This is a genomic window from Candidatus Enterococcus leclercqii (assembly GCF_009933135.1).
Classification (GTDB): Bacteria; Bacillota; Bacilli; order Lactobacillales; family Enterococcaceae; genus Enterococcus_C; species Enterococcus_C leclercqii.
The window spans coordinates 109903-122350 of the sequence record NZ_MAEH01000010.1 but is presented as its reverse complement, the minus strand read 5'-3'; the positions used below and the strand labels follow the sequence as shown (position 1 = coordinate 122350).

9 protein-coding genes are annotated in these 12448 nt (G+C 44.4%); 3 read left to right on the top strand and 6 right to left on the bottom strand.

Translation table 11 applies throughout. The features are described from left to right. Positions 1 to 229 precede the first annotated feature (229 nt). Positions 230 to 949 carry a glucosamine-6-phosphate deaminase gene (locus BAU14_RS04525; protein WP_161898893.1) on the bottom strand — a complete coding sequence of 240 codons (720 nt, stop codon included), beginning with the start codon at positions 947 to 949 and terminating at the stop codon, positions 230 to 232. Positions 950 to 1371: 422 nt separating this feature from the next. Between BAU14_RS04525 and sdaAB the strand changes: the two genes are divergently transcribed. Together sdaAB and sdaAA are read left to right on the top strand one after the other, a co-directional pair. Further along, complete coding sequence (gene sdaAB, locus BAU14_RS04520) at positions 1372 to 2037, top strand: L-serine ammonia-lyase, iron-sulfur-dependent subunit beta (protein WP_161898892.1); 666 nt, start codon at positions 1372 to 1374, stop codon at positions 2035 to 2037. A gap of 53 nt (positions 2038 to 2090) precedes the next feature. Beyond that, positions 2091 to 2975 carry an L-serine ammonia-lyase, iron-sulfur-dependent, subunit alpha gene (gene sdaAA, locus BAU14_RS04515; protein ID WP_161898959.1) on the top strand — a complete coding sequence of 295 codons (885 nt, stop codon included), beginning with the start codon at positions 2091 to 2093 and terminating at the stop codon, positions 2973 to 2975. Positions 2976 to 3123: 148 nt separating this feature from the next. Here sdaAA and BAU14_RS04510 read toward each other — a convergent pair whose 3' ends face one another. The 4 genes from BAU14_RS04510 to BAU14_RS04495 are packed head-to-tail and all read right to left on the bottom strand — an operon-like array spanning position 3124 to position 10386. Next, positions 3124 to 5214, bottom strand: a complete 2091-nt coding sequence (locus BAU14_RS04510) for a DUF5054 domain-containing protein (RefSeq protein WP_161898891.1) — start codon at positions 5212 to 5214, stop codon at positions 3124 to 3126. A gap of 1 nt (position 5215) precedes the next feature. Continuing rightward, a complete protein-coding gene (locus BAU14_RS04505) occupies positions 5216 to 7684 on the bottom strand; it encodes a glycosyl hydrolase (protein WP_161898890.1) in 2469 nt (822 codons plus the stop codon). A 47-nt stretch (positions 7685 to 7731) separates the two neighbouring features. Further along, on the bottom strand, positions 7732 to 8634 hold the full coding sequence (locus BAU14_RS04500) for an ROK family protein (RefSeq protein ID WP_161898889.1): 903 nt from the start codon (positions 8632 to 8634) through the stop codon (positions 7732 to 7734). Positions 8635 to 8655: 21 nt separating this feature from the next. Then, a complete protein-coding gene (locus BAU14_RS04495; RefSeq protein WP_161898888.1) occupies positions 8656 to 10386 on the bottom strand; it encodes a class I mannose-6-phosphate isomerase in 1731 nt (576 codons plus the stop codon). A gap of 239 nt (positions 10387 to 10625) precedes the next feature. On the opposite strand from BAU14_RS04495, the gene BAU14_RS04490 reads away from it, so the two are divergent. Further along, entirely contained in the window at positions 10626 to 11354 is a 729-nt protein-coding gene (locus tag BAU14_RS04490) for a GntR family transcriptional regulator (protein ID WP_161898887.1), read from the top strand. A gap of 214 nt (positions 11355 to 11568) precedes the next feature. Here the strand turns inward: BAU14_RS04490 and BAU14_RS04485 are convergent, their stop codons facing one another. Beyond that, positions 11569 to 12447, bottom strand: a complete 879-nt coding sequence (locus BAU14_RS04485) for an ROK family protein (protein ID WP_161898958.1) — start codon at positions 12445 to 12447, stop codon at positions 11569 to 11571. Between the last annotated feature and the right edge of the window lies 1 nt (position 12448).

The following is a 12448-nucleotide window of genomic DNA, read 5'->3' as shown; positions in this document are numbered from 1 at the left end:
CGCCATGGCAACACAAACAGACGTGTTGACACACACCTGAATATTATAGCATCCTCTATGAGAAATGCAAGAAATTTTTATTGGTGTTTCGCCGTTAGCAGCTTTGCGAATTACTAATGTTTTCGTTCCCCGGTACACAAAAAGGTGGGAAACCTTGCTTTCGGTTTTCCCACCTTTTGTTCTCAGATAATTGGTATCTTATTATGAAACAATTTGTTCGAGGCTATTCTTAAAGCAGGTCCTTGATCTCAGCTGCTGCTTCTTCATCTAAAATCAGCGTCAAATCTGGGTGCAACTGCAAAACAGAAGAAGGAATTGTTTCTGTCACAGGTCCAAAGAAAGCCTCTTTAATAATGGCAGCTTTCTTTTGTCCGTTGGCAATCATGACCAGCTGCCGCGTTTGCATGACACTTTTAGGACCCATCGTTACATAAAAATCCGGCACCTTACTACTATCCCCACCAACTTCATGAGCCAATCCTTCTTTTAACTTCGGACCAATGGCAACTTTACTGGTGAGGTCTCCGAATTTAGTGGTTCCTGGCAGGTTGCCACAAAAATGACCGTCACTGCCGATTCCCATCAAGATTAAATCCAGACCTCCTGCCGCCTGCAGCCGCTGATCTTGGCTTTCCCAATTGGTTTCGTTGAGCTCATGGATGTTCTCTTCAGCAATCTGCGCTGGCTCAAAAAAGAGAGTCGTCAAATTACGTGTTGTTACTCCTTGTTTTTCTCCCACGATAGGAATCTCGTCAAAATTGTAGAAGTGGACATTTTCCAAATAGCTGCGTCCTTTCACTTCCGGCACCAGCATCTGATACATGCCCACTGGTGTTGCCCCGGCAGTGATGGCCAGATTGACTCGATGATTGTTATACATTTTTCCCAATAACAGATTTGCCGCGGTTCGGCTCATGGCTTCATAGTCTTTTTCAATGATAATCTTCATAGATTCACCTTCCTACTCCCTCTATTTAAAAAGCGCTTACATAAAAAGTATAACATTTCCTTTTCATCAGACAAGCCAAACAGACGTCATTTTTTTCGAGCAAACGCCGCTAAAAATTACCACCGTCAGAACTGAGCCAATCGTCTGATCACTGACCTTCGAAGCGAACACTACCAACTATGAGCCCTAAGTAAAAGCCAAGTTATTTCCATAAAAACAGCGGGATAGTCGCAGATCGATTCTTATTCATTTAAAAACATATTTTACTAGACTCCAGCCAATTCTTAAAAAAAATCAAACGCCAAGAAAGCGGCTCTTTTATTCCCGCAAATTTGTGGTACACTACCTCTGGAATAGTCCCTTTTTTAGAGGATCTGATTTGAATGATAGCACCGGCCACAGCCGGACAATGAGGTGCAAAAATGGATCAATTGAAATACCGCAGTGTTTTTGACATTATCGGACCCATCATGGTGGGTCCTTCCAGCTCCCATACAGCCGGTGCTGCTCGCATCGGGAAAGTCGTCCGCTCCATCTTCGGCGAACAGCCGGATTCCGTGGATATCTATTTGTATGAATCATTTGCGAAAACTTATCGCGGCCATGGTACCGATGTAGCGCTGGTGGGTGGTCTTTTGGGAATGGCCCCTGACGACGCGCGCTTGGCAGACTCGCTGAAGATTGCCTATGAATCTGGCATGGAGGTCTTATTCGTTCCCCGTAAGGAAAAAGCAGAACATCCCAACTCCGTTAAAATGTTACTGACCAAAGGCAAGCGTAAAATGACCGTCACTGGTATCTCTATCGGTGGGGGGAATATCCAGATTAGTGAGCTTAACGGCTTCAAAATTTCATTGACGATGGGAACTCCGACTTTCATCACGGTTCATCAAGACGTTCCGGGAATGATTGCCAAAGTCACCAATATTTTCTCCAATGCTGCAGTAAATATCGGGACGATGACCGTCACACGGGAATCAAAAGGCGAAAAAGCCATCATGATCATTGAAGTAGACGAACCCAGACCAGATATTAAAGAACAGTTGAAGCAGTTAGAACACATCGATAGTGTCACTTACTTCGACTGATTTGATTACCCTAACCTGTCTACTGCCTATCACAAGAGAAGAGGAAAACAATGATGTTTTTATCAATAGCTGAATTGGTGACTCAAGCCCGCGACTACGACAGCGTGGCTCAACTGATGATTGCCACTGAAATGGAAATGACCGGCCGCAGCGAAGAACAAATTCTGGAGTTGATGGAACGTAATTTAACCGTCATGGAAAACTCAATTGCCGAAGGAGTTGCCGGCGTTCGTTCAGTCACGGGTCTGACTGGCGGAGACGCTACCAAACTAAATGACTACCTGGCAGCGGGCGATTTTTTAAGTGGTGACACGTTACTGACCGCCGTTCGCAATGCCATTGCCGTGAACGAAGTCAATGCCAAGATGGGCCTGATTTGTGCTACACCGACTGCCGGTAGTGCCGGCGTGGTGGCTGGCGTTCTGACTGCTGTCCGTGATCGTCTGCATATGAATCGCCGGCAACAGTTGAATTTTCTATTTACTGCCGGCGCTTTTGGACTGGTAATCGCCAATAATGCTTCTATCTCTGGTGCAGAAGGAGGTTGTCAGGCAGAAGTGGGCTCGGCCAGCGCCATGGCAGCCGCAGCCTTGGTTTGTGCCAAAGGTGGCACGCCTCACCAAGCTGCACAGGCCGTCGCTATTACCCTCAAAAATATGATGGGGCTCATCTGTGATCCCGTCGCTGGTTTAGTGGAGGTTCCTTGTGTCAAACGTAACGCGCTAGGTTCTTCCCAAGCCATTGTTTCAGCGGACATGGCCTTGGCAGGGATCGAAAGTGTGATTCCGCCGGATGAAGTCGTCGCTGCCATGTACCAAGTCGGTCGCCAAATGCCTAGTATTTTCAAAGAAACAGCAGAAGGAGGCCTAGCCGTCACGCCAACAGCTCTGCGCTTACAAAAAGAAATCTTGGAACGACAAACTGGCAACCCAGTTTAACCATTCATTTAAGGACAAAAACGACCCGCAAACACGATGTTTGCGGGTCATTTTTTTTTGAAAATCAAAAGTGGCAATTCCAGAATCGCTCCGATTTTTGCAGCTTTATCAGGTTTCTGGCAAAGTATTTCCAAGGGTTACTATCTGATCAGATAGTTTCCCATAGTTCCCATTCCAATGCCAAATGACAATTAAAATCGCCTTCGTACCATGCTGGGAAGTTGGTTCCCCAAACATTATTGAAGAGATTCATGTAGAACCCCTCGTTTAAATTTGGTAGCTGATTGTCAAATTGAAGCAGTTTGCGTCCACCTAATGAGAGTAACGGTGCTTCTTGACTCATGAGACGTAATTTTCCCTCACTTCCTTGGTAAGTCATACCCTTACTGGACAAAAAATGTAAATTACGATTGCCTTTTTTTACTACATTCAATGGGTCAATCCAGCACCCCAACTTGTTCATCTGCCAACGAGAAGCATTTTCTGTCAACAAACTGGTCTCTAACCAATAACTCTCGGGTGCTCGATTAGCAACTTTACCCGTTAACTGACAGTGTAACTCCAACCGTCGCGCTGACAAATCTAGCGTATAAACTAATTTTTGGCTTGTTGGCAGTCCCCACATTTGTTGTTGTTCTTTTGGATAGGCTACTGAGAGCAAAAAAACTATTTGTTCACCCATTTTGGTAAAAGTAGCCTCCTGAATAACTGGTTTCAATAACCCGCTTGTGATTTGCGGTATCGCTTCAATGCCGCGACGACCGAAGTCCCCCATTGCCCAGCCAGCCGTCCAGCGATTCAACCGACTGTAGCTTTTAAAGAAATTCTGATAATCAACTGCATCGAAACGCTGATAGGAAAGCTCTCCAAAGCGACCATTTGCACCGATTAGCTGGTGCTCGTTTACCCGAAAATCATCAATACCCCCGCTCACAGTAAAACGAATCCGACAATCACCAAAAATATAGGTTTCACCAGGAGTTAGTGGCGTTTCGCCGGTAGTCAAAGGTAGTTGACCTTTCTTTTCAAGATACTCAGCGACCTCTTTTTGTAGCGTTTCTGGCAATTCAGCAACCGCTTTTTCTAGGTATCCTCGTTGTTCTTGCCATGATTGTTCGCCTAGACTATATCGACGTTGATTACTCTTTTCTTCCCAATCAATATCAGTACTGACTACAGCCATCAAATCTCCGTAATCCATCGTCTGGCGATTATGATTGAAAGTAATCAGATCTTTTTGACGAGCAACTTGCAGCTCTTGTGGCAAAAAATTTTTATAGTCTGGTAGATAAACATTCCAGTTCACCCCCCAAGTATGTTCGGCCACCATCAGCAACCAGGAAGAAAAACGGCGATATACAGGGGAATCCTTTGTCAGTTTACCCTTCGCTAACCACTGCTCCCGCAAATTCAGCAGATGACGGTAAGTTCCCATTTTTTTTGGATCAGACATCGCCCCATGGATCCAAGTATCTCCAATTTCTTCTTTGATTACTGGCAAAGTTTCTTGATAAGGCAAGATTGCCTTAGCAAACTCATCTAATGTCGATGGAACGATTTCATAGTCAGGATAATCCTCATGAAGCTTTTCGTAGAGATTAAGGATCTCCGCTTGATCCTTTGGCGGCCCGGCATTATCATGGCTATGAGCAAAATATAAAGCATCCGGCCAATCAGAACGATCAAATACCGCTCCGTAGTCTTTTGCATAATGGCAAAGTACTCGAGAGCCATCCGGTGCTTCCCAGACGAATAGCTCTGGTACTTGCGGCAATGCTGAACTGGCATTAACCCCAATATGCAGATAGCGTATTCCAGCTTTTTCTAGTAGCGGAACTAGTGCAATCGTATGGCCAGGAATATCCGTCATTTTAGCAGCAATAGTCGTCTGACCAAAAGCTTGATCCAACCGCTGAGAAACTGAAAGGGCATATTCCGCCAGTTCACGATCCATCAATTCCGTATGAATTGTAAAGGGGAGTCCGTGCCAACGGATTGTTCCTTTTTCAATCCCGCGACACATTCTCTCTTTGTCGGTCGCCGAAACAGAAGGATGTTTCAGATAGAAATCTATCAGCCACGAGCCTGTTGTCCAAATAAACTTGTCGGGAAGTGCTTCTCCCAGCTCCAAGGCCCTCGGGATGAAATCCTCCAAATACTGATTAATCACATTTTCTGCCAAATCGGTGAAGCCGATATCCAAATGAGTTTTGAAAACCACATGTAGTTTTTTCTTCACATCAATTCTCCTTCTTTTCTGTATCTTGTTTGAAAGCAATCACTGGAACCCCCTCAACCTGAGCTTTGGCAATCGCAGTAGCTGGTGCAACCTCACTTTGGACATCTGGCAGATAGAGCACATATTCAAACTCATAAAATCCTGCTAAATCTACATTAAAGTTGGTTTCCCAAAAATTATTCATGACCCAAGAATACATCACATTCCTGTTGAGAAGGTGGCTTTCTGGTGTGCAAAGAGCTACTAGCTGACTTGTCATTGGACCAAATGTCACTAACGGCGTATCTTTGACTGCAACAAACAGCTGTTGGTCTTGGTTGGTGTAATAAACGCCACTGTCGACTAAATAAAAGCTGGTATTTGTGCCTGGTAGCTGATCGATTCCAGGCCGCATTATCCCTCCAGATTTTTCAAGATAGCAGGTGGTTTCAATCGGTGTTCCTAAAGTCAACGGCAATGCAACATACAGATTTTCTGGGGCCCACTCAATCTCTTTTTGCAGCCTAATCTTACTATCAATGCGGGGGATTTCTTTGTAAACAGTCAGCTCTACATCGTACATCTTGGTGCCCACCAGTGTGTAAGATAACAATAATTTGGCATATATGGGGCCATTTTCCAATAAGCGCAAGTCTTTTAAGCTAGAAAAACTACGTCTGGTAGCTGGCGATTTACGATTACGTCCCATTTTTCGTCTGACTCCACAAGGATCTCCATCTGATGGTGTTACTTCATAGATTCCAGAAAACAATGCTTCCTCAGCTTGCGGATGTATCAGTTCACGACCACTTGGCAAATGCCGTAAGGAGCGAATTCCAACCTCGCCATCCAAAGTCAGTTGAAAATCTTTTGTCAATACACCATAGGCAGAGACATCATGAGAATAGCCTTCATAAGACGCGATGTCTGCGACTAACTCCGTCCCAATATGCGCACGATTGGAAAACTTTACAGATGGGGTGGAAACTTTTTTTCGTCGCAAACCGACCTCCAACATTTCCCCAGGAGCCAAATCTACCATAAATGATATTTTTTTGCCCCGTGAACTGTGACTCGTCTGAGAAGGCAATACCTGATTATCGCTAAGAGATACAACTTCAGCAATCGCTTCACCGGTCCAGGGAAAGTATGAACCGTCGACGGTCTGCCAATGTTGCAAGTAGACGTCAGCAATTGTCTTTATCTGGAAATCATGGGGATTGATAATCCGATACCTATTTTCCCCCTCCAGATGATTGGTGGTCTCTCCATAAGCTGCCAACACATCGTCTAGTTCTTCAGAAATTAGTTGATGCCCATTGACAGCATAAGACATCTTGCGCATTCCTAGAACATTCACGAAGCTGTCCCAAGGCTCCTCAACGGAAGAATGAAAGCCCCAAGTGTGCTCGGCATAAAGCATCATTTGATTTTCTGCTTCTTGCAGCTGCTCAGCATCTCCTAGTTTTCCATGAGGATCTAGTTTACGAATTAATCGTCGTTTTCTCTGAGCATCTCGATACAGCTTGGTAGCCGCTGGTGTCGAACCCACACCATCCCCCCACCAGTCAGGCCAATCGCCTCGATAGACCGGTAATTCTAAATCAGAATTGCGAAGCTCTTCAAAAAATTCACTTAACGTCACTAATTTGACCATTACCTGTTCCTGATAGCGCTGATTCCATCGTCGAATTCCCTCCATCATCCTAGGTGAGGTTGGTGAATTGTCTGTCACGATTCCAGAAATCATGGCGGGAATGAAATCAAAGGGATAGCTTTCTTGATCCAGTATTGTCAAATACTCGCTGACTCGCTGCTCCGTGAGCTTCAGTTGCTCCTGCCAATCAGACTCAGTAAATCCTTCTACATCAAACTGACGACTTTGGTCCGTATTCGGGCTGAACAAAAAATCATTGCCAAGCTGGTAATGATCGCCATTCCAAACCAATAGACGATTGCCAGTAGCTGTCTCCCACCAAAATGGTACCTGCTTATGAAACAATGGGAACATTCCATGATGCGTGTGCAAACAAGAAAAGAAATTCCGAATTCCCGCCTGATACATCGTTTCAGCATACGCCCAAGAAAATCCGTTGATGTCTGCTGTCATCGCTGAGTCAAACTTTCGTGAAAAGCGTTCTGTGTAGTTCTTCGCTTCAGTAAGTTTTCGCAACAAGATTTCGTTATCCACCAGTTCAGTCATATTTAAATAAGTTAGTGACAGATCAATGGTACCGGCAGCAACATACGTTTCAAAAGTCCGAATCTCATCAGGAGTTGCCCTCTTTAAAAATTGTTCTACCTGCCAAAAGTTTTCGCAGGTATATCGATAACCTTTCCACTGAGGCATCTCACCGGTTTCAATCTTTTTCAAGAAGCGAAGGCTGTCACGAATGTACGCTGCATGGTAGCGGCTAATCTTTTCCTGGCGATCTGTATAACCAATATCCGTATGGGAATGATGAATCAAATAGATAGTTCTAACAGTCATGATAAATAAACTCCTTATGCAATTTCAAATTGGATCTATTTTGGTTTTTACGGATTTACCCCACGTCTTTCCTCCAACCGCTTATACAAGCCTCGTAATGCCGCAGTAGTTAAGTCCCCACTGACCCGTAGAGTTGCAGGGCACTCCTCTGCTAGCACTTCCCGCAGCCGTCCCTCAAAGAGTGGAAAACTACGACTAACTTGGCCCCCAAAGACCATTTCATCTGGTCGAAAACTACGACAATAGTCTTTCAAAGCTTCCCCCAATAATTCGCCAAAGGAACCAAAGATTGCTTGCGCTTGTGGCTCTTTGCTTCGAGCAGCTTTTGCCAATACGAAGGCCTCTACTTTTGGATATCCTGCTGCAGCCGCAAGTTTTTGTAAACCAGCTGCCGATAGCCAATTATCCAATATATCCCCACGAAACGGAATATCATAGATCATACCTTCTCGATTGATTCCAGAAAGTTCTGTTACGAATTCGCCCTCTTGAATAAAAGCCGAACCTAAGCCAGTACCTAAAGTCAGGTAGATACCCCTTTGTACTGGCGTAGAGTCTTGATATTCTCCTAAAGCAAAGGCTCTGGCATCATTTTCAAACAATATCGGCACTTCTTGAACTCCATGATTAGACAGGCACGTCAGAAAAAAAGATTTTAGGTCTACACCATAGAGGGCATCGTACTTGCCCAACCCCTGCATTTGACTAATTCCCATCTCATAATTAAAAGGGCCCGGAAAAGCAAAAGCAACACCACGAACTGTTCCACCCGTCTTTTGTGAATAACTCATCACCTGTTGAACAATTTCACAAAAGTGAGCAAGTAAGTTTTCTTTATTTGACTGTGAAATAGCAGAAAACTGCAGATCCTCAGTCAAAAGTCGTTGGCCGTTTCGCCAAATATTACATTTTATTCTGGTACCGCCTACATCAAAAAGCAAATCATCCATCTTTTTCACCTCGCAACTTATTCAGCGAATAAAAGCCTTGACTGTCATGCACGGTGTTCTTTCACAATCTCCCATTGGCGTGATTCGATATCGCATAATCTGTGCTGGAATAATGACCGTTTGTGCATAGGTGATAGTCATTGGCTCAAATTCACCGTCGGGACTATCAATAATAGCTTTTTCACCGGATACAAGATTCAAGACATTGACTCCATATGGGTTCTCGTGGATGACAGGTACCGTAAACCGATGTCGCCGTGTTTCAATCCACTCCAGCTCATGAAGTCCGGTGCGTTCTTCGCGCCAGCCGTCTCCAGTTGCCAAAACCTCAAACTGGTTACATAGTTCTTTTTCTACAAAATGTTGATTGCATCGCAAGTCGATATTTTTTTCAGCGTGTTCCAAATGGACTGGTCGTGGGCGTCCGTTTAAATCAACTCGGCCCCAGTCCCACATTTTAAAGGTGAAGCGATTTGGTGTGGCACTGATTTCCAACACCACCATTCCCTTACCGCTTGAATGAATCGTTCCGGCGGGAATTAAAAAGTGGTCATGAGCAGCTGCTGGTCGTCGATAGATGTAGGCTTCACTATCAAAACCTGTCTCAGGGGCTTGAGCTGCTTTTAACGCTGCCATCAGCTCTTCTTTAGTCACACCGCTTTTTGTTCCGAGATAGACCGAAGCTTCTGGTTCTGCATGCAAGATATAATAGCTTTCATCTTGTGTATAAGGTAGACCGAAAACATTCTGGATATAACTTAGTTTTGGATGTACTTGTAAGCTTAGATTTTCTCCTGCTACCGTATCAAGAAAGTTGAAACGAATAGGGAAAGAATCTCCGAATCGTCCATACACTCGCGGACCAAGAAGTTCTTCGCCGGCTAGCAGTAGCAGATTCGTCCCTGGAGTCTCGAAGGTATGGTTTTGAGCTTCTAAAAGTAAACTGTTTTCTTCTGGAACACCATTGAAGCTCCATGCAAGATTAATTTCCTCCTGACGATGATTGAAAGTTTGCTGCATCCAATGTCCACCCCAGACACCAGGATCAAAGAAAGGCACCAATGAAAACGGCTGATTTACTACTTCTTTCATAGCAGACCGGTACTCTTCCCCTCTCATCATAACTGGCTGTTTACGATGCAGCTCAAGAACATAATCCACTGTGGACAGCAGTTCCTTTTTGTAGCGATCTGCGATTGGCCAATCTAGATAAAAACCACGCTTGATAAGCTGCTCGCTGTCTGTTCCAGCATTGTCACAGCGCCAATTTGCTACCTCCCCAGCGCGCATTTTTAATTGAATTTCCCAACGAGGTACATCCACATAGACCACCTGATCGGCAGCCGTCACCAAGCTAGCTCCCATTCCATAAATAATTACTAGCTTTTGATTAGCGTCAGCAAGCTGCCTCTGAAGCTTTTTCTGACCTGACGGATCGATAAATTCTCTCAACTGATGATTGCTCATGACACCAAAAACCCGGTCGTCAGTCAAATTACGTGCCACCATTTTTTCGTATGCTAATCGAGGTAAAAAGAGCGTTTCACTGGAAAAAACCAGCGCATCTGAGAACGCATCCAGTAATGCTGCCTGCAATAATTTTTCATCGCTGCCAGGATATGTTTCAAAAGCGATAACCTTCCCCGGTGCAAACCTTGCATCTCGGCTAAGCTCCGCTATAATGGCACTGTAGCCTTCAAAAAAATTATACTTGCCCTGCAGTCGAACTGTCGGTGCAAATTGATAATCCATAGTCGTTCCTCCGTCTGTCATTGATATCCAAACTATATCACGATGGTTCGCTAGTTTCTGTCTATTTTCGAAGCTGATCTGACGGGATTTTTAGACGTTGTTCTACTTTTTGAGAGCTCTTTTTGTTAATACGATCAAAAAAACACTCAAACTTGATATCGATGAATTCGGCAAAAGAAATGATGCCTGACAAAAAAATGCCCTTTGCAGCTGTTTTGTCACAAGGAAGGAAGAAAAGCATGACTGAGAATATGAGTCATCATCCCTTATATATACAGATTGCTGAGCTGTTTCGCGAAAATATTCGCTTGGGAAAATGGCCTCAAGGAACTCGAATTCCCGCTGAATTGAAATTGAGTGAAGATTACCATGTCAGTCGGATTACTATCCGTAAAGCTATCGATGAATTGGTACGCGAACGTCTACTTTTGCGCCACAGAGGAAAAGGTACTTTTGTCAACGAGTACTCTGCTGATACTACCGAATACTCGACGTTGGCCAAAAGCTTCACTCGGGAACTTCTTGAACAAGGAAAAACCGTCCAAACACTGTGGGCGACAGTTGAAAAAGTACCGGCAAACGCCCAAATAGCAGCTAATTTACAGATACCATTGGGCTCTCTAGTCCTAGCATTAACTCGCCTACGAGGTACAGAGGACGGACTAGTGGGTCTGTTTAAAACCTTCGTTCCTTATCGACCGTTTCTTTCCCTCTCGGCAAATGACTATCTAGGCTCTTTTTACAATCAGTTAAAGCGCCATGGGCTTTTAATGACTAACCAGCAGGAGTACGTTGAAGCGATGATGCCCACAAAGGAGCTGCAGAAAATTTTAAAAATCACAAAAGATGAGCCTATCTTGAAACGAGTTCGCTTTACGGCTGCTAATGAATCTTTTCGAGAGTACACCGAATGTTATTATATCGGCAAAAAATACCGCTACTATTTGGACTTCTCCACTTTTCTCTAACGCCTTTTGGAAACTAAAACATGACTAAAAGACCAACGAAAGTCATAAGCTTAGCTGACTTTTGTCGGTCTTTTTTGATTCTAACTGTACTACTCATCTTTTAAATCATTGGTAAGATCTTTTTTTATCACTACCTATCTACTAAATGTCTTGCTGTTCTTATCTAAATTTGGATCTAAATTTTACTGCAAAGGCTCACTTTTTTCTGCAAGGATTACAACTTTTCGCAAACAACAATCTCTTTAGCCAATGCCAGACAGCCGGTAAGACCCGCATCATCTTCCAATGCCGGCGTCTTCAAGTAAGCAGACAACTCTGGGGTTGCCACATAACCCTTCAGCTTGTCAGCAAAAGCCTGTCGTACCAACGGCAATAATTGTGGCTGTTTCATAACACCTCCACCTAAAATGATAATCTCCGGCGCATACAGCAGTGTCGTATTGTAGACGCACTGGGCGATATAATCTGCTTCAATTTGCCAAAAAGGATCATCGGCAGTCAGATTCTGTGCCTTTTTTCCCAGCCTTTTTTCGATTGCCGGTCCAGCAGCCAGCCCTTCCAAACACTCGCCATGAAAAGGACAGTTGCCAAGATATGCATCCTTTTGATGGCGCTGCAATAACATATGTCCCATCTCCGGGTGACTGAAGCCTTCCACAAAGCGACCATTTAATACTGCCCCACCGCCAACACCGGTACCAATCGTATAGTAGACAACGCTTTTAAGTCCCTGACCGTGACCGGCAACATATTCGCCAAAGCAAGCCGCATTTACATCTGTGGTCCAAGCAATAGGAACTTCCAGCGTCTTTTTCAGAGTGCCGACAAAGTCATAGTTCTGCCAAGCCACTTTTGGTGTGGTGGTGATATATCCATATGTTAAAGAGTCCGTCTGAATATCAATGGGACCAAAAGAACCCACGCCAATTCCTGCCAACTCCTCCTGATACTTTTTGAAAAAAGTCCGTACTTGTGCCATTGTCTCTGTGGGAGTGGTGGTGGGAAAACTGATTCGCTCCACTAAATTCAACTCATTATCACTGACACCGCAGACAAATTTCGTCCCTCCGGCTTCGATTCCACCATAATACATA